Source organism: Niallia laureatilytica (assembly GCF_046613985.1).
Classification (GTDB): domain Bacteria; phylum Bacillota; class Bacilli; order Bacillales; family Cytobacillaceae; genus Niallia.
On the sequence record NZ_JBKKHP010000004.1, the window covers coordinates 363,337 to 385,155 of the forward strand.

Annotated in this window: 21 protein-coding genes; 15 read left to right on the top strand and 6 right to left on the bottom strand. The window is 38.5% G+C overall.

What is annotated here, in order from left to right; genetic code table 11:
- Positions 1-3 precede the first annotated feature (3 nt).
- Positions 4-813, top strand: a complete 810-nt coding sequence (mutM, locus tag ACLIJJ_RS13575; RefSeq protein WP_411411055.1) for a bifunctional DNA-formamidopyrimidine glycosylase/DNA-(apurinic or apyrimidinic site) lyase — start codon at positions 4-6, stop codon at positions 811-813.
- A 69-nt stretch (positions 814-882) separates the two neighbouring features.
- Positions 883-2,370, top strand: coding sequence for a D-alanyl-D-alanine carboxypeptidase/D-alanyl-D-alanine endopeptidase (dacB, locus tag ACLIJJ_RS13580; protein WP_411411056.1), 1,488 nt, complete (start codon positions 883-885; stop codon positions 2,368-2,370).
- 60 nt (positions 2,371-2,430) lie between these two features.
- Here the strand turns inward: dacB and ACLIJJ_RS13585 are convergent, their stop codons facing one another.
- The 3 genes from ACLIJJ_RS13585 to ACLIJJ_RS13595 form a co-directional block, all read right to left on the bottom strand.
- On the bottom strand, positions 2,431-3,054 hold the full coding sequence (locus ACLIJJ_RS13585) for a ribonuclease H1 domain-containing protein (RefSeq protein ID WP_233313880.1): 624 nt from the start codon (positions 3,052-3,054) through the stop codon (positions 2,431-2,433).
- Positions 3,055-3,153: 99 nt separating this feature from the next.
- Positions 3,154-4,104, bottom strand: a complete 951-nt coding sequence (locus ACLIJJ_RS13590) for an ATP-grasp domain-containing protein (protein WP_251646135.1) — start codon at positions 4,102-4,104, stop codon at positions 3,154-3,156.
- Positions 4,104-5,159 carry an LLM class flavin-dependent oxidoreductase gene (locus tag ACLIJJ_RS13595; protein ID WP_233313878.1) on the bottom strand — a complete coding sequence of 352 codons (1,056 nt, stop codon included), beginning with the start codon at positions 5,157-5,159 and terminating at the stop codon, positions 4,104-4,106. Before ACLIJJ_RS13595 ends, ACLIJJ_RS13590 begins: the two co-directional genes overlap by 1 nt.
- Before the next feature lie 253 nt (positions 5,160-5,412).
- Between ACLIJJ_RS13595 and ACLIJJ_RS13600 the strand changes: the two genes are divergently transcribed.
- The 5 genes from ACLIJJ_RS13600 (at position 5,413) to ACLIJJ_RS13620 (ending at position 11,566) form a co-directional block, all read left to right on the top strand.
- On the top strand, positions 5,413-5,838 hold the full coding sequence (locus tag ACLIJJ_RS13600) for an EamA family transporter (protein ID WP_411411057.1): 426 nt from the start codon (positions 5,413-5,415) through the stop codon (positions 5,836-5,838).
- Positions 5,839-5,978: 140 nt separating this feature from the next.
- A complete protein-coding gene (locus tag ACLIJJ_RS13605) occupies positions 5,979-8,228 on the top strand; it encodes a sensor domain-containing protein (protein WP_341076804.1) in 2,250 nt (749 codons plus the stop codon).
- A gap of 167 nt (positions 8,229-8,395) precedes the next feature.
- Positions 8,396-9,325 carry a glutaminase A gene (gene glsA, locus ACLIJJ_RS13610; RefSeq protein WP_411411058.1) on the top strand — a complete coding sequence of 310 codons (930 nt, stop codon included), beginning with the start codon at positions 8,396-8,398 and terminating at the stop codon, positions 9,323-9,325.
- Between the two features lie 130 nt (positions 9,326-9,455).
- Positions 9,456-10,265: an adenosylmethionine decarboxylase gene (gene speD, locus ACLIJJ_RS13615; protein ID WP_233313874.1), complete on the top strand. Its 810-nt coding sequence runs from the start codon at positions 9,456-9,458 to the stop codon at positions 10,263-10,265.
- Between the two features lie 134 nt (positions 10,266-10,399).
- Positions 10,400-11,566, top strand: a complete 1,167-nt coding sequence (locus ACLIJJ_RS13620) for a M20 family metallopeptidase (protein WP_233313873.1) — start codon at positions 10,400-10,402, stop codon at positions 11,564-11,566.
- 36 nt (positions 11,567-11,602) lie between these two features.
- On the opposite strand, the gene ACLIJJ_RS13625 is transcribed toward ACLIJJ_RS13620, so the two are convergent.
- The gene (locus ACLIJJ_RS13625; RefSeq protein ID WP_411411059.1) at positions 11,603-12,823 is read right to left on the bottom strand and encodes an MFS transporter; all 1,221 of its coding nucleotides are present in this window, start codon (positions 12,821-12,823) and stop codon (positions 11,603-11,605) included.
- Between the two features lie 179 nt (positions 12,824-13,002).
- Here ACLIJJ_RS13625 and ACLIJJ_RS13630 point away from each other — a divergent pair, with 179 nt between their 5' ends.
- Both ACLIJJ_RS13630 and ACLIJJ_RS13635 read left to right on the top strand, forming a co-directional pair.
- Positions 13,003-14,457, top strand: coding sequence for an alpha-amylase (locus ACLIJJ_RS13630; RefSeq protein ID WP_237942290.1), 1,455 nt, complete (start codon positions 13,003-13,005; stop codon positions 14,455-14,457).
- 462 nt (positions 14,458-14,919) lie between these two features.
- The gene (locus ACLIJJ_RS13635; RefSeq protein ID WP_411411060.1) at positions 14,920-15,273 is read left to right on the top strand and encodes a hypothetical protein; all 354 of its coding nucleotides are present in this window, start codon (positions 14,920-14,922) and stop codon (positions 15,271-15,273) included.
- 118 nt (positions 15,274-15,391) lie between these two features.
- On the opposite strand, the gene ACLIJJ_RS13640 is transcribed toward ACLIJJ_RS13635, so the two are convergent.
- Positions 15,392-16,021, bottom strand: coding sequence for a LysE family transporter (locus ACLIJJ_RS13640; RefSeq protein ID WP_237941416.1), 630 nt, complete (start codon positions 16,019-16,021; stop codon positions 15,392-15,394).
- A gap of 176 nt (positions 16,022-16,197) precedes the next feature.
- Here ACLIJJ_RS13640 and ACLIJJ_RS13645 point away from each other — a divergent pair, with 176 nt between their 5' ends.
- From ACLIJJ_RS13645 to ACLIJJ_RS13660, 4 genes are all read left to right on the top strand, one after another.
- Positions 16,198-17,181: a Gfo/Idh/MocA family protein gene (locus tag ACLIJJ_RS13645; RefSeq protein WP_411411061.1), complete on the top strand. Its 984-nt coding sequence runs from the start codon at positions 16,198-16,200 to the stop codon at positions 17,179-17,181.
- A gap of 18 nt (positions 17,182-17,199) precedes the next feature.
- Complete coding sequence (locus ACLIJJ_RS13650; RefSeq protein ID WP_233313868.1) at positions 17,200-17,622, top strand: DUF1801 domain-containing protein; 423 nt, start codon at positions 17,200-17,202, stop codon at positions 17,620-17,622.
- 121 nt (positions 17,623-17,743) lie between these two features.
- A complete protein-coding gene (gene map, locus ACLIJJ_RS13655) occupies positions 17,744-18,487 on the top strand; it encodes a type I methionyl aminopeptidase (RefSeq protein ID WP_233313867.1) in 744 nt (247 codons plus the stop codon).
- Between the two features lie 398 nt (positions 18,488-18,885).
- On the top strand, positions 18,886-20,292 hold the full coding sequence (locus ACLIJJ_RS13660; RefSeq protein WP_233313866.1) for an amino acid permease: 1,407 nt from the start codon (positions 18,886-18,888) through the stop codon (positions 20,290-20,292).
- A 37-nt stretch (positions 20,293-20,329) separates the two neighbouring features.
- Here ACLIJJ_RS13660 and ACLIJJ_RS13665 read toward each other — a convergent pair whose 3' ends face one another.
- On the bottom strand, positions 20,330-20,836 hold the full coding sequence (locus tag ACLIJJ_RS13665; protein ID WP_233313865.1) for a hypothetical protein: 507 nt from the start codon (positions 20,834-20,836) through the stop codon (positions 20,330-20,332).
- A 195-nt stretch (positions 20,837-21,031) separates the two neighbouring features.
- Here ACLIJJ_RS13665 and ACLIJJ_RS13670 point away from each other — a divergent pair, with 195 nt between their 5' ends.
- A complete protein-coding gene (locus ACLIJJ_RS13670) occupies positions 21,032-21,352 on the top strand; it encodes a PadR family transcriptional regulator (RefSeq protein WP_237941418.1) in 321 nt (106 codons plus the stop codon).
- Positions 21,353-21,368: 16 nt separating this feature from the next.
- On the top strand, positions 21,369-21,819 hold a 451-nt coding region (locus ACLIJJ_RS13675), incomplete at its 3' end, for a DUF1129 family protein (protein ID WP_411411062.1).

A 21,819-nucleotide genomic window follows, 5' to 3' on the forward strand; every position in this document is an offset into this window, starting at 1 on the left:
TAAATGCCTGAATTACCAGAAATGGAAAACTATAAGCGCAATCTAAATCAGTTGATTCAAGGTAAAGTCATATCTAATGTAATAGTTAACAGAGAAAAATCTATTAACGTTGATCCGCAAACTTTCATACAAGCAGTTCAGGGAAATACTGTTAGTCTTGTTCAGAGAAGAGCTAAGCATCTGCTGTTTCGGTTAAGCAACGGTAAAGTACTGCTGCTGCATTTAATGCTGGGAGGCTGGATGTTTTATTCAGAGGAAAAAGACAAGCCAAAGCGAACGGTTCAAATCCAGCTTTCATTCGGAAATATGCATCTGTATTTTATTGGACTTCGGTTAGGCTATCTTCACCTATATACAAACGCTGAAGCAGAAGCCGAGCTTGCTGATTTAGGACCTGAACCACTTGACTTAAGCTTTACTAAAGAGGATTTTCTGGCATATATAGAAAAAAAGCGCGGCACATTAAAGCTCAAGCTAGTCGATCAGCATTTCTTATCAGGCATCGGAAACTGCTATTCAGACGAAATCTGTTATCATGCAAAGCTGCTTCCTGAAAGAAAGCTGGAGGACTTAACTTCTGAAGAAAAAACAGCATTATATACGGCTATTCAGACTGTACTTAAAGAAGCGACTGATATTGGTGGCTATATGGAACATCCTCTATTCACTAACGATAACAAAACAGGCGCATATAATGACCTTTGCCGTGTTTATGATTGCGAAGGCCAACCATGCCAAAGATGCGGTACAAAGATTGTTCAAACAGAGATTTCCTCTAAAAAAACCTTCTATTGCCCTAACTGTCAGCACTAAGTGTCTAAACAGCTGCTCTTGTGGTCATAATAGTCTTTTATAAATGCATCTGCCAAGGAGTGAAGTTGGATGTTGAAAAGACGTAAATTCGTACTGCTTCCTGTTATGATTGGAATGATTGTGTTACAACTGAGCGGAACCATTTCCTTTTATGTGGAAGCAAATGCTAAAGGAAATGAGGGCGAGTTGAACAGTCAAATGAACAGCTTGCTCAACACCATCCCTGAATTAAAGGGAAGTCTCGCTGGTATCAGCATTCGTGATCAAAACAGCGGCCAAGTGTTGTTTGAACAAATGGCTGAAACGAGATTAGCTCCTGCTTCGAATTTAAAGCTGTTAACAGCAGCTGCTGCTCTTTCGGTTTTAGGTCCTGACTACCGTTTTCAGACAGAGATTTACACAGACGGAAAGCTGGAAGATGGGGTGTTGAGTGGGAATGTCTATCTGAAAGGAAAAGGAGATACAACATTACTGGCAAGTGATTTAGATAAAATTGCTGAACATTTGCATGCTAAAGGGATTAATCAAATTAATGGCAGTATTATTGGAGATGCGAGCTGGTATGATGATGTGCCGTACTCAGTTGATTTAGCCTGGAGTGATGAATCCACCTATTATGGAGCACCAGTTTCTGCTTTGACTATGTCACCAGATAAAGAATATGATGCAGGCACTATAATGATGAAGGTGAAACCTGGGGCAAAAGCTGGAAGCAGGGCAATCGTCAGTGTTTTGCCTTCTTCACTTAAGCTTGAAATGAACAATAAAACCACAACTGCCGCACAAGGAGCAAAAGAGGATATAGAGGCAGAAAGGGAGCATGGCGGGGAATCTATCAGCTTAAAGGGAAATATCCCAATAGGTGCAGAGGAAACAAAGGTTTGGGTAGCAGTAGAAAGTCCTCCGGATATGGTGCTGGATGTCTTTACGCAAGCATTGGCAAAACAGAACATTACTTGGACAGGTCAAGTTAAGGAAGGGAAAACTCCAGATTTGTCCACTCCAATTATTGTGCATAAATCCATGCCGCTGTCAGAACTGCTTATTCCATTTATGAAGCTCAGTAATAATACGATAGGAGAAACACTCTTAAAGGAAATGGGCAGAGTGGAAAAAGGGGAAGGCAGCTTTGATGAGGGAATTGCTGTTTTGCGGGACCAATTGACACAATTTGGTCTAGATAAAAACAAAATACTTCTGCGCGATGGTTCTGGCATTTCGCCAATTGATTTAATAACAGCAAACGATTTGTCAACATTGCTTTTCAACGTGCAAAAGCAAGCCTGGTTTCCGATTTATGAAAAGGCACTGCCTGTCTCCGGCAATAAAGATAGAATGATTGGCGGCACACTGCGCAACCGTCTTTTTTCTGAAAATACAAAAGGGGCAGTTAAAGCAAAAACAGGTACATTATCTGCAGTCAGCTCCCTGTCAGGCTATGTTAGAAGTAAAAGCGGCAAAACATACATATTCTCGATTTTGTTGAATCACTTAATGGATGAAAAGCAGGGCAAGGTCATAGAAGATCAAATTGTGGAATTGTTAGCATCCCAATAAAAAGAAGCCAGGAAGGGGAAGCCTTCCTGGCAATTCATGTTTACGTAAACACTATCCCATCTATTTCCGGCCAAAATCAGCTTTAATCTCGCCGTGAAGATGGGTTTCCCACTTGATAATTTTGTTTTCATAGCTGTTTTCCTTCAGCCATGCTTCTGCACGTTCAATCATTTGCCAAAGCTGTTCTGTACGGCTGTCTCGAGTGAGACTTGTATTGGCTTTTTTATTGCGCACCCATGACAGTGCAGTCATGCTGTCACTGTATATGGTTGTGTTTTTTCCTTGTTTTTTAAGCATCACAAGGGCATGGACAATTCCTAGAAATTCGCCAATATTATTTGTGCCAAACACAGGACCGTAATGGAAGATTCTTTCACCAGTTTTTGTGTCGACGCCTTGATACTCCATCATGCCAGGATTTCCGCTGCATGCTGCATCTACTGAAATGCTGTTTTCGTCAATCGGCAGAGAAGAACTGCTACTAGCTGCATTGCTGCTTTTTCCTGCTGCGGAGGACGAACTGAATCCGCCTTGCTTATATGCTTGCTCTGCTTCTGCCAATGTCGGAAACGATTTAAAGGACGCACCTTGAAAGCCCTTTGTCTGCCTTTCGCATTCAGCCCAGGTTTTATAAATCCCCGGCTTACGACCTTTCCACACGACATAATATTTTTGTTTTGCCATAAAGAAGTTGCCTCCTCAAACTAAAGTCATTTCCTAATCATAACACAGCTTGTCACAAAAAGAACTTGCTAAAAGTATTAGCAAGTCCTAAATAAAGCTTTAGTTTGGAACTCCGTATTGTTTTTGCAGTAACCCCTGCAAATATTCAGCAAGCTGCAGCATCCCGAATATACCAGCTTCTTTTTCAGCATCCGCATTATAATTAGTGTTTGTGTTGATATCGTACGTATACAAGTTTCCATCTTTATCTTTCATAAATTCAATTCCTGCTACTTTAATTTTTTGTGCTTGCAGAAACTGTTCATACTTTTCAATGATAGGCTCATTAAACTCTGTTTGGATGGTGAAGCTTGGCTTGTCTTCCACCTGTTCGCCGACAGGGCAGAAGAGATCATTGATCTGGCACGCATCTGCCGGGCACAGTTCAAAGCCGCCTGCTGTGTCAACCTTCACTGCATACACAAACTTGCCGCCGACAAACTCGCAGCGTGTAATGCTTTGGTCAGGTGTTTCAATATATTGTTGAATAAGCGTGATTCCATCAACAGGCTCTTCAAATTCAGGGCCATACACATATCTTTCCAGCTCTTCGATTGAATGGAACAGGCGGACACCTAAGCCTTTTCCTGCTCTGTTATGTTTCGTAATAAAAGAAGGATCGCCTAGTTTTCTAGCAGCTTGGATAATTTGCTCACTTCCTGTAGCCACAAGCGTTCTAGGTGTTTTAATACCATGTTTGAACAAGGCCGCGTATTGGGCCGCTTTGCTCACTTCAAGTCGAAGTGCGCCCGTTCCATTTATCACAGTTCTGCCGTATGATTCCAGCCATTCGAGCACAGCAGAAGTATATTCTGCCGCATAGCGGTGGCCTCGCGTATGGGAGGAAGCGCTCATACGGCTGTAGAAAATTCCTTCAGGCGGTTCTTCAGTTAAGTCAAAATTGCCTTCTGACAAATCCCATTCCTCAAATGGAATATTAAGCTCCTCCAAACGTCTCGTTAAATGAACAGTCCATTCACTGTTTTCATGGATAACATAAACTTTACTCATCACTTCGTCACTTCTCTTTCTTTTTTTAATGATGCGACAAGGGGCATAACTTGTTCTGAAAATCGTTGCATTTCTTCGAGCTGAGGAGAGAATTGCAGCAAGAGCAGCGTAATGCCGGCATCTTCGTATTCAACAATTTTTTTAGCAATTTGCTCTGGAGTGCCGATAAGTCCTGGTCTCAAGCCTCTGTTAGAAACAGAATAATCTTGCAATTTAATTTGCTGTTCTAGCTGTGATTTATTTACAAAATCATCAAAGCCTGCATAGGCAGAGGATTCTTTCACATCTGTAATTCTAGCAAGCTCTTCTTGTGCTTCTTCCTCTGTATCACGGCAAATAACATAGGCAGCCATTCCAAAGGACGTAAACAAATCTTTTCCAAACTCTTTCCTTTTCTTCTGCATATCTTGAATTTTTAGAGAAATCTCATCGACTGTACCGCCATGCATCACATAAGCATCGCAGGTTTCAGCAATGACTGCTTTGCCTTTCGGGCTTTCTCCGCCTGCATAAAGGATTGGATTAGGCTTCTGCACAGGTTTAGGAGAAAGCTTTGCTTCTTTAATGTCGTAGAATTTCCCTTTATAACTGAATGTTTCTTCTGTCCATAATCCTTTTAAAACAGCTAAGAATTCCTCTGTACGCTCATATCTCTCATCGTGCTCTGTGAAGATCCCGCCATACTGCCTAGCTTCTTCCTCCCACCATGCAGACACAACGTTTAAGGTGAATCGGCCGTTGCTAATATGATCGATATTGGCGGCCATCTTAGCAGCAACTGCAGGATTGTGAAACCCAGGACGGATCGCTGTCATAATTTCTATTTTATCGGTAACTGCTGCAAGTGCAGCGGCAGTTGACCAGGCTTCTAATGAATCTCTTTCAGGGCCTTTAATATCATTTAAGTATAGTTCTGCAATCAACGTTGTATCAAAGCCCCAACTTTCTGCACTTTGAATGACCTTTTTTGCATAATCGAATGTAGGCGGCATGTTTTCATTTTCTACATTTCTAAGCCATCCGCCAAAAATAGGCAGCCAAAATCCATATTTCATGTTGATTCTCCTTTTTATGTAATCTGATATTTTAGGACGCTAAAGTTTTTAGAATATTTATAATGTTATTATAGAGATATACTAACTGTCAATAGAGTGGACACTTTAAATCCTATATAAATACTCAGATTGCTTTGAAACTCGTATAAATTCACAAAAAAAGCATTTTCTTATGCATGAAAATACAGATATTTTCAGGAAGGAAGAGTAAATCAAGATTAAACAACCAAACTATAAAAAAGGGGGAATTTGTTTGTCTTGGTTAATTTATGCTATTCTTTCAGCCGTTTGTGCAGCATTAGTTGGTATCTTTGGAAAAATTGGCTTGCAAAATGTTGATGCTAATACAGCAACAGCTGTCAGAGCAATGATTATGGCAGTTTTTCTCTTCATCATTGTAGCGATAGAAGGCAACCTGCATAAAATTCCGAGCATTATTTCTGATAAAAAGAATTTCATGTTTATTGTATTGAGCGGCATTGCAGGGGCTACTTCGTGGCTGTTCTACTTTCTAGCATTAAAAACAGGAAAGGTCACACAAGTAGCGCCAATTGATAAATTGAGTGTCGTTTTGGCTGCACTTATCGCTATCATTTTCTTAGGAGAAAAGATTAGTCTTCTGAACGGTGTAGGGATTGGATTAATTACAATAGGTGTTATTTTAGCAGCACTTCATTAATTTATTTTCAGGAAGGATATCCTTCCTGATTTTTTTATTGTTATCGTAGTGAAATCCTCTCAACAAAATACGGAATTGTACCGATATAAGAGTGTAAATAGGGTGCAAAATCCTTATTTTCCTTCTTATTAAGGAGGTACATGAGACGATTGGAGAGAGCAACAATGATCTATAAAAACAGTCAAACGAAATGGATCATTACCCTTTGTTTATGTGTTGTTCTATCAATGCTTGTAAATATCTTTTATCACTTTCTAAATCATGTTGTATTCATTTTACTGCATCTTCTTTTCAGCCTTATTTCCATCTTTTCCTTGATGGTGCTGTTAAAGAACATTTCTGCCCTTATAATGGAGCTGAAAAACAGCAGCACTAAATTGCAGACTATTTTTGAAACGATGGATATGGCAATTTGGTTTCACGATTATAAGATAGGAACATTATTCATCACTTCGGGAATGGAAAGAATTTATGGTCGATCAACAGCAGAATTTTACCAAAATATTGATTTATGGAAAGAAGTAGTTCATGAAGACGACCGAGGTCTGATAACGGAAAGACTGGAAGCATTAAAGACCGATAAAGAAGTCACAAGCATATACCGAATTATACGGCCAGACGGTCAAATCCGCTGGATTAAAGACAAGGGCATTCCCTTATATGACGGTAATGGCAAAATGATAGAATTCACTAGCATTTTTTTTGATATAACGGAAAGTAAAGAAAATGAAGACCGTTTTAGTACACTTGTGGAAATGTCGCCTGACATAATTGCTGTTGTCAGTAACTACGAAATGCTTTATATCAACTTTGCAGGCAGTAAGCTCATTGGTGCATCCAATCCATTAGAGCTCGTTGGCAACACCGTGTATGAGTTGCTGTCAACGGAAGACTATGAAAAGATTAATCACGAGTTTTCCATTAACGGCGCTAAAAATTTGAGAGTAGAAGTGCAAATTAAAACATTACAGCAAAAAGTAATGGATGTTGAGTTGTCCTGCATGCCAATTTTATTCGCGGGAAGTCATGCCGTGCTTGTTGTTGGGCGAGACATTACAGAACGAAAGAAATCTGATACTTTAATTAAGCGTTTGGCATATAATGACACGTTAACCGATTTGCCGAATAGAAACAGCTGTATGGTCTATTTGCATGATCGTATCCACTGTCTTGCTGTTGAAAGCTTGTATGTGCTGTTTTTGGATCTTGACCAATTTAAGCGGATAAATGACACGAGGGGACATTCAACAGGAGATATGATTCTAAAGGAGGTAGCTAATCGCCTGAAATCTTCTCTTGAAGAAGGTGATTTCGTCGCAAGGCTTGGCGGAGATGAATTTGTCATAATCCTCGAAAATGCAGACTTACAGGAAATAAAAAGTAAAGCAGACAAAATTCTGGAGGCTTTCACGCAGCCGCTTTTCATTAAGATGGAAGAGTTTTTCGTCACACCAAGCATAGGCATCAGCCATTATCCATCTGATGGTAAAGACCAGGAAACATTAATTAAAAATGCAGATGCGGCAATGTATTTGGCTAAGGATAATGGCAAAAACAATTATCAGTTTTATTCCCACGCACTGGAGGAAAGCAGTTCGAGAAAAATGGTGCTGGAAATGGCTTTAAGAAAAGCGATTAAGCTTAATGAGCTTTCTTTAGTTTATCAGCCTCAATTTAACATTATTACAGGTGAGATTTTTGGGGTGGAAGCATTATTGCGCTGGAAGCATCCCCAATTTGGATTTGTTTCTCCAGCCGAATTTATTCCAATCGCTGAGGAAACAAACTTAATTATTCCAATTGGAGACTGGGTTATAAAAGAAGCATCCAGGCAGATGATGGAATGGAACAAGCAAGGCATAAATGATATTAAAATGTCGATTAATATATCGCCAAGACAATTTCATTGTCAAGATTTTGCAGAGATTATCAGTAATTTTGCAAAAGAGTACAGCTTGAACACAAAAATGTTTGAATTAGAAATTACAGAAAGCACGCTGCAAAATATTGATTTATCTTTGAATATCCTGCATAAGCTGAAAAGTTTAGGTTTTAATATTTCAATTGATGATTTTGGCAAAGGCTATTCTTCTTTAAGCTATTTAAAGTATTTGCCGATTGATACGATTAAAATAGACAAAACATTTGTCGATGATATAACAGATCCAGTTCATAAAGGGTCGTTAGTAAAAGCAATTATTGATATGGGTCATAATATGAATTTTTCTGTTATTGCCGAGGGGATAGAGAACGAAGAACAGCTAGATTTCTTAAAAGTTAATCATTGTGTACTTGGACAAGGCTTTTATTACAGCAAGCCGTTGCCGAGACAGGAAATAGAACAACTGCTGTTTGCACAGGCTTCTGCAGGAAAATCAGAAAGGTCTTGAATAAATTCAAGTCCTTTTTGTTAGGATAATAACCAAACTTGGCGATTGTTTCCATTCATATTGTATAGTATAAGTATATAGAAGTCCGCTATATTTAAGTGGAAGTTTATTTCTTTTCGATAAGGAAATAAATAAGGAAATGAATTGAAAGAAGTTGGTGATGATGTATGCCCTGTAAAACAGTAGATGAATTGAAAGCAGTTCTAGAGGAAGCAAAGGTATATACGAAAGATGGAAAAGTCGCTGACTACATACCAGCATTGAGCCGAGCAAATGGTGATGATTTGTCGATTGCGGTCTATTATCCGAACGGTACATGTTATTCAGCAGGGTGTATTAAGGAAAAAATCACCTTGCAAAGTATCTCAAAGGTGCTTACTTTAGCACTTGCATTAATGGAGTCCGGAGAAGACACTGTTTTCCAAAAGGTAGGCTATGAACCGACAGGAGACCCCTTTAATTCCATTGTTAAATTGGAAATGAGCAATCCGTCGAAGCCGCTTAACCCTATGATAAATGCAGGTGCATTAGCGGTCACAAGCATGATTAAAGGAAATTCTGTCGAGGAGCGTTTAACACGTATTGTAGATTTTGTGAAAAAACTGGCAGGCAATGATGACATCAGCTATTCAGAAGAGGTTGCCCGCTCTGAGTTTGAAACATCTCATCTAAACAGAGCTTTATGCCACTTTATGAAACAGCACGGCATCATCAATGAAAATGTGGAAGAACTGCTGGACCTTTACACGAAGCAATGTGCCATTGAGGTTAATTGCCTGGATCTTGCAAGAATAGGGATTATTTTTGCAATGGATGGTGTAGAGCCAGTAACGAATAACCGGATAATGCCAGCGCATGTGGCCCGAATCTGCAAAACCTTTATGGTAACATGCGGAATGTATAATGCATCTGGGGAGTTTGCAGTTCGTGTCGGCATTCCGGCAAAAAGTGGTGTTTCCGGCGGAATTCTAGGCGCTGTTCCTAATCGTTTTGGTATCGGCATTTCCGGTCCTGCCCTTGATGACAAAGGAAATAGTGTGGCAGGAGTCAAGCTGCTTGAAATCTTAGCGAAGAAATATTCTTTAAGTATGTTTTGATTGAGTTGTCGCCATCTGAGTAAATGATATGATCCATTCTATTTCTGCTTTTGGTTATTTTCAAATAGATAGGGGTAACATAAAACTATTTGAGAGACTAGTTTAAAGCAGAAATAGGGGGAATACAAACATGAGCTTAACACCTGAGCAGCGTATAGAATTGCATGGCTTTAATAACCTGACAAAATCGCTGAGCTTTAATATGTATGATATTTGTTATACAAGAACAAAGGAAGAACGAGAAAGCTATCTGCAATACATTGATGAGCAATATAATGCCGATAGGTTAACAAGTATTTTAAAAAATGTCTCCGATATTATTGGGGCACATGTTCTAAATGTCGCAAAGCAGGATTATGAACCGCAAGGAGCAAGTGTCACCTTATTAGTTTCAGAAGGCCCTGTGGCGGAAGCTCCTAAAGAGGTATTTGAAGAATCACCAGGGCCGCTGCCTGGTTCTGTTGTAATGCATCTTGATAAAAGCCATATAACTGTTCATACTTATCCTGAATACCATCCTGATGAAGGAATCAGCACATTCCGCGCTGATATAGATGTCTCCACCTGTGGAGAAATCTCTCCATTGAAGGCACTCAACTATTTACTTCATTCTTTTGATACAGATATCATGATTATTGATTACCGCGTCAGAGGCTTCACCCGTGATATTCATGGACATAAGCTGTTTATAGATCATGACATTAACTCAATTCAGAATTATATTCCCGATGAAGCGAAAAAAACCTTTGATATGATTGATGTAAATATTTACCAAGAAAATATTTTTCATACAAAATGTAAGCTGAAGCAGTTTGATTTAAACAATTACTTGTTTGGATATACAGCTGATGAATTAAGTGAAAAAGAGCAGGCAGACATAACAGAAAAGCTGACAGTAGAAATGAACGAGATTTTCTATGGAAAAAATATCAACAACTAATACAGGGACAGGCGTTTAGCCTGTTCTTTTTTTGTATAAATATGCTTGAAATATAATTTTTAATCATTTTATAATGTTAATAGCCAAAAATTTTGGTAAGATAGTATCATAATAGGGAGAAGGGAAAGGTTTACTTGAAACAAACAATCATCGATGCAATTGATCAGCATAAAAAAACATTTGAAGAAATCAGCATATATATCGGCGAAAACCCTGAGCTTGGCCATGAGGAATTCAAGGCAAGTGCAGTCTTAATAAAAACATTATTAGAACATGATTTCAAAGTAGAAAGAGATTTTTGCGGACTGCCAACTGCGTTCCGTGCCGTTTTTGACAGCGGGAAGGAAGGTCCAGTCATTGGCTTTATGTCAGAATATGATGCATTGCCAGAAGTTGGCCATGCATGCGGCCATAATTTAATCGGCACGATGGGAATTGCGGCAGGTATTGGTCTGAGCAAAGTCCTGGCTGAGACTGGCGGTAAAGTTATCGTTTATGGAACGCCTGCAGAGGAAACAAAGGGCGGCAAGGTTACCATGGCAGAACAAGATATCTTTTCTGAACTGGATGTAGCCATGATGGTCCATCCTCTTGATAATAATATGAAAAGCGGATCTTCCTTAGCGATGGATGCGATCCAATTTGAGTTCTTCGGGAAAGCAGCCCACGCTGCTGCAAGCCCTCATATGGGAATTAACGCATTAGATGCAGTACTGCAAACATTTAACAGCATCAATGCCCTTCGCCAGCATGTTACTTCAGATGCACGCATTCATGGCATCATTCCAGAAGGCGGCAAGGCAGCCAATGTTGTCCCTGATTATGCAGTTGCCCAATTCTATGTACGTGCAGCCAGACGAGACTATGTGAACGAGCTTGTTGAGAAGGTGAAAAAATGCGCAGAAGGTGCTGCATTGCAGACTGGTGCAACATTAACAGTGTCTAACTATGAATTCTCTTATGATGATATGATTACAAACGATACGCTTTCTGAAGCATTTAATAAGGAATTAGTTTCACTTGGCATACCTGCACAGGAAATCTATGAGCAAAGAGACGGATCTGGTTCCCTTGATATGGGTAATGTCAGCCAAGCTGTGCCTTCGATTCACCCATATATTAAAATTTGCAACGAAGCATATGCATGCCACACACATGAATTTAGAGAGGCTGCAATGACAGATCAGGCGAGAGAAGCAATGATTGTTGGGGCTAAATCGATGGCGTTAACAGGCTATGAAGTATTAACAAACAAAGAGCTGCTTCAACAAATTAAAGATGAATTTAACCGCAATAAATAACAGAAACCTCCTGGTGCGCTTGCCAGGAGGTTTTTTTTAAGAAACGCTTTTCCATAGTTTTCGTTTTTTGCTTGTGTTTAAGGCTATAAAAATAATACACACTGTTGAAGCAATCAATGACCCATGAAATATCCAAACCATCTGCTTTAGTGAGGTTGCTTCAAGGATGAATGGAGCTATAACGAAACCTAATGCAAATCCAAGAGATTTGAGGAGCATGCCAACACCAAAGATTCTTCCTCTAATATGATTGTCTGTTTTTTGAAGCAATACAGCATGCAGGGTAGTAAAGGTTGCATCAAAAATTCCTGTGACAAATGCAAATATTAAGATAATCCAGCTGTTTGTGTTAGAAAAGAATGTAATAAAACCTGCTGACATCAACATAGCAGACACGAAACAGGCATAATAAATGCTTCTTTCCGTCTGGAATTTAATTTTCGGCATAATCATTGTTGCAAAAACAGAACCAATTCCCCAAGCACCCCATATCAACCCATAATAAAGACTTTGTTTTTCTCCATTAATCACCTCAGCAAGCAAGGGAATTCCTAAATTATGAGAAGCACCTGCAAAGGAGCCGATTAAGAAAACAAGATTAACTAAAAGCAGCATTGGTGCTAATAAAATGAACGCATTGACTTCTCTCAGGTCATTGCCAAGACTTGTTAATACGCTTTTCATACTGCTAGCAGCAAGAGGAGTTTTCGTTTGTGCGGACGTTTGCCACTTCATCCGCATTAAGATAAAGGCAGACAATATATACGTTGCCCCATCAATAATTAGTGTGGCTTGATAACCGATAAGCTCCGTGATTATACCTGCGCCAATAAATCCAAACACAAGACTTACAGAAGTAAGCCGTGCGATTAAGGCGTTTGTATTAATCACTTTATCCTCCCCGAAAATTTGCGGGATTTCCGCACTGTAGCTGACAGCAAACAGGCTGGTCGTTAAGCCGATCAGAAAGCATACAGTCACAATCATAACTGGATTTGGGTAAATCAACAGCAAAAGAATAATAGCTGCCCGCAAAACATCTGCTGTTATCATGATTTTCCGCCTGTCAAAACGGTCAGCAAGTACCCCTGAAAATAGGCTCGAAAGCACGCCGCCGAGTGTGCGGAACGCCATTGTCGCTGCTAGCCAACCAGTAGATCCTGTAGCAGCATACATTAAGACATTTATAGCGATTAAATCCATAAAGGTCCCTAAGTCGGAGAATGCCTTCACATATAAAAAAACTTTCTTATTCATCGCTGCTCCTTTAATATCAGTTATTTTAGACTATTCAGTTTTATTGTATAAGCAATACACTTATTTCGCAATGCGAAATTCAATCGCGAAAAAAATTTTCTTAATAACCTGCTAAGTGCTTTAAAAAAACAAAAATTGGGGTACTTATTACTCATAATCTTAAACTTTAAAGGAGTGTTATTATGGAAAATAAAACGATTATGCAGTTTTTTGAATGGCATTTAGAAGCAGATGGGAACCATTGGAAAAGATTAAAGGAAAGAGCTGGTGAACTTAAGGAAGCAGGAATTGATGCTGTCTGGATTCCTCCAGTAACAAAAGGAATCACTGGTGATGATAACGGATATGGAATTTATGATTTGTATGACCTTGGTGAATTCGACCAAAAAGGAAGTGTCCGGACAAAATACGGAACTAAAGACGAATTAGTAGAGGCTATCCAGGCATGTCATAATGTTGGAATCGCTGTTTATGTTGATATAGTAATGAACCATAAGGCAGGCGCTGATGAAGCGGAAACCTTTAAAGTGGTTGAAGTGAATCCAGAGAACAGAGAAGAAGATATTTCTGAACCATATGATATCGAAGGCTGGACAAAGTTCACCTTCCCAGGAAGAAATGGTAAATACTCTGATTTCCAGTGGAATTACAACCACTTTAATGGAACAGATTATGATGCGAAAGAAGAGAAGGAAGGCGTCTTCCGCATTCTTGGTGAGAATAAATATTGGAATAAGAATGTCGATAAGGAACTAGGAAACTATGATTTCTTAATGTTTTCTAATATAGATTTTAATAATGAGACTGTCAGGGAAGAGATGTTTAAGTGGGGGAAATGGATCAGTGAAACATTATCGTGCAACGGCTTCCGTCTTGATGCGATAAAACATATAAATCATGAATTTATTAAAGATTTCGCCCTTGAGTTAAAGAAAGAACGAGGCGACGAATTTTATTTTGTCGGTGAGTTTTGGAAAGGTGATATTGAAGAGTGTCAGCAGTTTTTAGAAGAAATGGATTTCACTATTGATTTATTTGATGTTCCGCTTCACTATAAATTACATACTGCTTCCATCCAAGGCAGTGAGTTTGATCTATCCACCATTTTTGAGGATACTCTTGTAAACCTCCATCCAACACATAGTGTTACATTTGTCGATAATCACGACACACAACCGAATGAATCGCTAGAATCATGGGTAGAGGATTGGTTTAAACAGATTGCATACAGCTTAATTTTGCTTCGTAAAGATGGGTATCCATGTGTGTTCTACGGCGATTATTACGGTATCAACGGTCCAGTGCCTGTTGATGGCAAAAAAATAGCAATTGATCCACTGTTATATGCTAGAAAAAGAAAAGCATACGGAAAACAAGACGATTATTTTGATGATAAAAATGTCATCGGTTGGGTTCGCCATGGCGATGAGAACATCGAAAAATCCGGCTGTGCTGTAGTTATATCCAATAATGTAGAAGGCAGCAAAAGAATGTTTGTCGGTCAAGAGCGTGCTGGAGAAACTTGGATAGACTTAACAAATACAAGAGAAGAGCAAATTGTCATTGAAGAGGATGGTTTTGCCGATTTCCCTGTTAATGGGCAAAGCGTGTCTGTTTGGGGATTGGCGGATTAAGTTTAAATTGATAAGTCGATGGATAATCGGATTCAACTGTTGATTTATAAGATTACTAAAAATTTTCTAGCTGTTGTGTAGGAAGGAGGCGAACTTGTTTAGTTCGTCTTCTTCTATTTTCAGTGATATTCAAATAGTACCTGCGGTTGTTTTTATTGTTTTGTGTCTACTTGTGGCCGGAGTAGTTTCCTAAGTAATGAAAAGATAATAACCTCTTCATTTTGCTTAACACGAACATTTTTTTATGTATGTGACAAGTTTTGCTCAGTATTATTGCCCGCTTAAATGTAAACGCTCTATAAAAAAAGTATACAGTTGAATCTTTTGCAAACTATTGGAGTCCTATTAGTAAAAAGGGGGTTAGTACTACGGTTTGTGGGTGAAAGGTGCTTCAAATACAAAATGATATAGATTCAAGCCTACTTATTAACAATACTTAAAGATATTGAGGTGGCTTTAATTATGAAAAGTTTTCCTGTATGCGGAGTTTTAATTTTATGTTGTACCATTTTACTAACCTCTTGCTCAAGTGATGATAGTACTATAGATAATTTTAATAAAATGGATGAAGCGGAATACTCAGTATCTTTTTCAAATTTATTTACGACTAAAGGGTATTTGGCAACATTTAATAAAATAGCTAGAATTTACTCAATACAGGAGTCAAGTAAGTTTTTAAGTAAACTAAAGTTCAGAAGGCTTATTGGTGATATCCAAATTGAACAAAATAAAATATATTATCTTTATCAATATCAAGTAAGTAAAAAAAATCAAGGAGAAATTCATAGCTATGCATTAGAAGATGGTAAAAAATAGGGAAGACAGTTCTAGAAATGGATAAAGATTGGGAGGATATGACGTTTGTTCTAGTGGATGGAGATGGAATGCTACTAGTAAGAAAGGAATGGCTTTATACGCCATTCCTTTTTATCGTTTAAAAAAGACTGTCAATTCCTTGATAAGCAAAGTAGGCACCGAATAATAATAAGGTGATGCCAGAAATGATAGAAATCATTCTTAATGTTGTGAGATTTAGGAATCTCCTAAAACTTGAGGTTAGTGCAGCGACAATAACATCCCAAATTATCAGCCCTAAAAATATCATACTGCTGTACACTAGCAGCATCCCTGTACCGTTTTCACTTGCTGTTTTCGCTAAAATAGACCCATAAATTCCAAGCCAAAACAATATAGATAACGGGCTAGTTGCAGACATAATGAAGCCAGTAATAAAGCATTTGAACAAGGAATCTCTTCCTCTTAACGAATCAAGGGTAATGGAATTGGAGCCTTTAATACTTTCTATGCCTGTATAAATGAGGATAAATCCGCCGAAGAGCCAAAGAAATACTTGAATGAATGGTATTTCCAGAAAATTGACCATGCCAATATAGACCATTAACATAAAAAGCCCATCAGCAACCATTGATCCAAAACCAACAATATAGGCATGCCAAAACCCATTTTTAATACCTTTATCAAGACGAGCAGAATTAACTGGTCCTATTGGGGCAGCTAATGTTAACCCTAAAAGAATATAGCTGAATAAAATACTTAGGCTCAATCCTTTTCCTCCCATCACAACTGCTTGTACATCCATTATTATGTTTTATTGGAGACAAATATGTTTCATGCGAGCATTTATCTGAATCTGCTTTTTTACAGAAAAGTTTAATCAGCATATGCTTTTGTCTGGCAGTCTGCTATTCTATAAATAATAAAATAGAAAGCGGTGACAAAATGATACGTTTTGGAATTGTTGGGTCTAATTGGATAACGGAGAGATTCATTAAAGCAGGTAGACAGCATGCAGATTTTACAGTAACGGCTGTTTACTCACGGACAGAAAAAAAAGCAAAAGAGTTTGCTTGGAAGCATCAAATAGAAAATGCATTCAATAGTTTAGAGGAGATGGCGCAATCTAGTGAGATTGACGCAGTATATATTGCAACACCGAACAGCCTTCATTGTGAGCAAGCAGTGCTGTTTATGAACAACAGCAAGCATGTGCTTTGCGAAAAACCATTTGCTGCAAATAAGCTGGAAGCAGAAATAATGATTACAGCTGCAAAGGATAATGGGGTTACACTAATGGAAGCAATGAAATCAACGCTCATGCCAAATTTTCTTGCGGTGAAGGAAAATTTACATAAAATCGGTAAGATTCAATCGTATTTCTCCACGAATTGCAGATTATCGCCTTTTTATGAGCAATATAAACAGGGAGAGCTGCCGAATCTTTTCAACCCTAAGCTTGCTGGCGGATCTCTAATGGATTTAGGTGTATACACAATAGCCCCAATCGTAGATTTATTTGGTGTTCCAAAAGCGGTGGATGCAAGCGGTAACGTGCTAGATTCGGGTGTGGACGGAAATGGGCAAATTACCCTTCACTACAGTAATTTTAAAGCGAATGTTATGTTTTCTTGTATTTCAGAATCTACGTTGCCGACAGAAATTCAAGGCGAGGACGGAACAATCCTTGTTCATCATATTTCTAGTCCTAAAAAAGCAGAAATCCTTTTTTCAAGTGGGGTAGCAGAGGATATAAGCGAACAGGAGCAATTTGATCCAATGTACTATGAAATCGAGGAGTTTATTGATCTAATCAAGTCTGAGTGTCTCGAATCACCACGCAATACATGGTCGAACACGATGGCTGTGATGGAAATTCTAGATGATGCAAGAAGACAAATGGGTGTCGATACGGTAACGACTGACTAGAAAGGAGCTTCTTAAAAAGTGTATGAATTGAAGACAAAAGAAACAGATAACAGTGTTATTGAATTTATTGAAACTGTGGAAAATCCGAAGAAAAAAGAGGATGCCTATAAATTGCTGGATATCTTTACTGAAACAACTGGTTTTCCAGCCAAGATGTGGGGACCAAGCATCATTGGCTTTGGGTCGTATCATTATAAATACGCTTCAGGTCACGAAGGGGATGCACCGTTAGTAGGATTCTCACCTCGCAAGGCCAAAACGAGCCTTTATTTTGCGCCTGGAGAATCAAAGCGGGCTGAAATGTTAGAGCGGTTTGGCAAACATACAACTGGCAAGGCATGTGTCTACATAAACAAAATTGCAGACATTGATATAGCTGTTTTACAAGAGCTGATTATTGCTTCTGTTGATTTTTTGAAAGAAACGTATCCAGAGAAGTAACAGCAGGATAGAAACCTAATCCTTATTAGGGGATATATTTTACTAAAAAAATTTGTTAAACTATAATAATAACGTTTAAATGGAATAAAATGCGTTAGAAGAAACAAAGAGGAGTAAGTATATGATTGTTAAAAATGAACAAGACATCAATGGTCTAAAGGAAATTGGAAAAATAGTAAGCTTAATTAGGGAAGAATTATATAGAAAAACTGTTCCTGGCATTACAACAAAGGAACTGGATGAGCTTGCAGGAAAGCTATTTGCTGAACATGGTGCTGTATCTGCACCACAGGATATGTATGATTTTCCAGGATATACATGTATTTCTGTAAATGATGAAGTAGCTCACGGCATTCCAGGCAGCCGCATTATTCAAGAAGGCGACTTAGTAAATATTGACGTTTCTGCCAGCAAAAACGGCTATTTTGCTGATACAGGCAAATCTTTTGTTGTCGGCAATGGTGATCCAAACTTAGTGAAGCTGTGTGAAGTTGCGAAGGAAGCTTTTGAAGAAGGACTAAAATGCTTTAAACCAGGCGGCAAAAAGAACAGAATCGGAAAATTTGTTTATAATACCGCTAAAAAACATGGATTTACAGTAATCAAAAACCTTACTGGCCATGGAATCGGTACATCTCTGCATGAGGAGCCTGAGCATATTCTCAACTATTTTGATGCATGGGATAATGACCTTTTGAAAGAAGGAATGGTTATTGCATTTGAACCATTTATTTCGACAAGTGCTGAAGAAGTATATGAAAAATCCGATGGCTGGACTTTCTCAACGAAAAACAAAAGCTTCGTAGCACAGTATGAGCATACAGTAATCATTACAAAAGATAAGCCAATTATTACAACACTATAAATAGTACAGCCAGCAGATTTTTCATTTCTGCTGGCTGTATTTTTTTGTGTGTAAACAACTTTTTTCAACTGTTTTTTTCAGAATATTTTAGTACTTTAGCAGAGTAAACTTTATGGTTGACATCACTAGTAACCTTCCCGTATTGTATATATATACCGCCCGACGTATTTTGATTTATGGGGGAAATGGCTGTCGTATTAATACAGCCATTAGTGCTGCTTTTCGGATATTACTATTGAATCGGCTGGTTTTTAAATTAGTCTACACCAAACTATAACAGGTGTTTTTTTTATGCGTTTATCGTCAAACATCAGCTGTATTCACAGCTTATACAAGCTATAAGTAATCTCCCAACTTCAACTAGACAATTAACTTTTAAAGGAGAGAACACTTACATCATGAGCAATGGTAATAAGCTCGGACTAGCCATATTGACATCACTTGTTGTCGGCAATATGGTCGGTTCTGGAATTTTTATGCTTCCTCGCACATTAGCAGAGGTAGCAAGCCCTGCTGGGGTTATACTTGCATGGGTTTTAACTGGTTTAGGAGTATTAGTCACAGCCCTTGTCTTTGGGAATTTAGCAATCAGGAAGCCAGAGCTGACTGGCGGGCCGCAAATATATGCAAAGCAGCTGTTTAAAGAAGGATCAAATCTATCCTTGCTTTCCGGTTTTATGTCGTCATGGGGATACTGGATTGGTAATCTTGCAGGAAATGTTGCAATCATCACAACATTTGCTGGTTATTTATCCACGTTTTTCCCTATTTTAACGAGTGAAGCTGTTCTCTTTACAGCAGGATCCTTTACGTTAAAAGTCGGCAATGCATTTACATTCGCAGTTTGTACGCTTTTATTATGGGGAACACATTTTATTATTTTGCGTGGGCTTGAAAATGCAGGGAAACTGAATTTCCTTGCGACTGCAGCGAAAGTGGTCGGTTTCTTGCTGTTCATTATTATTGCACTGTTTGCTTTTGAATCAAGCAATATATTGCCATTTGCAGAAGCAAAAACAGATGCTGCCGGCAATTCAGTAGGTCTACTTGGGCAAGTTAATAATGCAGCTGTAACCACACTGTGGGCATTTCTCGGTGTTGAATCTGCGGTCGTGTTTGCAGGCAGAGCGAAAAGGAAAATAGATGTGAAGCGTGCTACGATTTTAGGATTGTTGCTTGCACTTGCGATTTACATTGGGATAAGCACATTGGTTATGGGACTGTTAAATCAGGAAGCACTTATTTCCTCGCAGAAACCATTGATTGATGCTATCGAGGTCGTGCTTGGACCAATTGGCGGAAAAGTTCTAGCAGCTATTGGATTGATCAGCTTGTTCGGTTCAACAATCGGTTGGGTCATGCTAAGTGCAGAGATACCATACCAAGCTGCAAAGCAAGGTATCTTCCTGACACCTTTTAAGAAAGAAAACAAACAGGGCATTCCTGTGTTTTCCTTAGTGCTGACAAATATCCTTGGACAGCTATTTATATTTTCAACCGTGTCTAACAGCATTTCACAAGCATTTGATTTTGTCATTTACATTGCGACACTAGCATATCTTGTTCCATATTTAATTGCCTCGTTGTTCCAAGTGAAACTTACTTTCACTGGAGAAACTTATGGTCAAAGAAAAGGACGAGTTACAGACATGATCATCGGTTTGCTTGCCTCTGTTTACTCTATTTGGGTAATAATTGCGGGGACAGCAGATATTAAGACATTTATGTTCGGAATCATTCTCCTTGCTAGCGGAATCTTGTTTTATGCAAAAGTCCCCCGCAATCAGAGTTTGTCTGATAAATAAAAAGAGCGAAGCAGCTATTAAGCTGCTTCGCCTTTTTTTATAGAGAAGAAGAAGGATTATCCTTTTCCTCCCACTCGACATTATGTTCCTCTGCAAGTTTATCAATTTCATTTTGATATTCACGAAGTAAAGACCGAGCTTCCTCCAGCATGCCATTCGCTTCTTCTATTAATAATGGGTCTTGGGTTTCAAGGGCCCTTACAATTTTCACGAACGCATTATACTGAAGATCTGCTCCTTCTATATATTTTTCATGAACAGCTCGTAACTCCTCTGTATCAATCGGAACGGAATTCAATTCTTTAATGAATTCATTATAAGTGGGGATGACAGTAATCACTAACGCATCATACATTGTCACGTCATCCGTATAGTTAATGCCAGATACTTGGTCATATGCACTAACAGCTGTTGCTTCAAGCTCAAATGCTGTTGTCATTTCACTGTTCACATAATTCATTAAATCATCTTGAATTGGATCATTAAAGCATGCAGATAAAACGAAGATAATGGGTAAAATGGTGCAAAAAATAACTTTTTTCACTTAATAACCTCCTTTACCTCAATTTATGAAAGAGTGGAAGTCCACTATGTATAGCAGAAAAGCCCATTTATTCTAATTCAGGAAAATAATTACCAGAACTATCTTGTAAAGCAAAATAGTGTATGATATCCTCTAAATATAAGCTATATTGCAATGCAAAATAGCGATTAAGGTTACGTGAAGGGAAAGAAACAAATGTCTTCAAGTCAAATGCTTAAAGGAGTGCTGGAAGGGTGCTTATTGGCAGTCATTTCAAAAGGAGAAGTATACGGATATGAAATGATTGAAAAGCTCGAAGCGTATGGCTTTACTATGATAAGCGAAGGCAGTATTTATCCAGTACTGTTGCGTATGAAAAAAGAAAAGCTCGTCCATGTAGAAACAAAAGCATCCCCATCAGGTCCTAAACGAAAGTATTATACATTGACAGAGGAAGGACACCACCAATTACAGCAATTCGAAGAAAGGTGGCTGCTGCTTTCCAACAGTGTCAACGAACTATTAAAAAAAACATAAAGGAGGACATAAAAAAGTGGAACTGTCGGCAAAAAGTCAGGAATTTATTGATAACCTTCACTTATACCTTATGACAAGCGGTAAAAAGGATGAGGAAATAAAAGAAATAGTAGAGGAACTGACAGATCATTTATTAGAAGCAGAAAAGGATGGCAAAGACATATCTGAAATCACAGGTGCTTCCCCGAAAAGCTATATGGAAAGCCTTGCACAGGAGATGAAAACAGATTATGGGGAGTGGCTTAAGTATATTCCGTTGCTTTTTTTAAGCATCATCTCCTACCAGGTTAATGGTGATGCCTTATTAGGTGAGTTAAGTTATACGTTAACAGTCATTATCGGTCAGCCAATTGTCGTTGCTTTTATGCTTCTGTTATATGTTTTAACCTTTAAAAAATTTTGCATCCCGTACGAAAGCATTGTCAAAAAGAATGGCCATTGGTATATTCGTACTCAATGTACTGTCT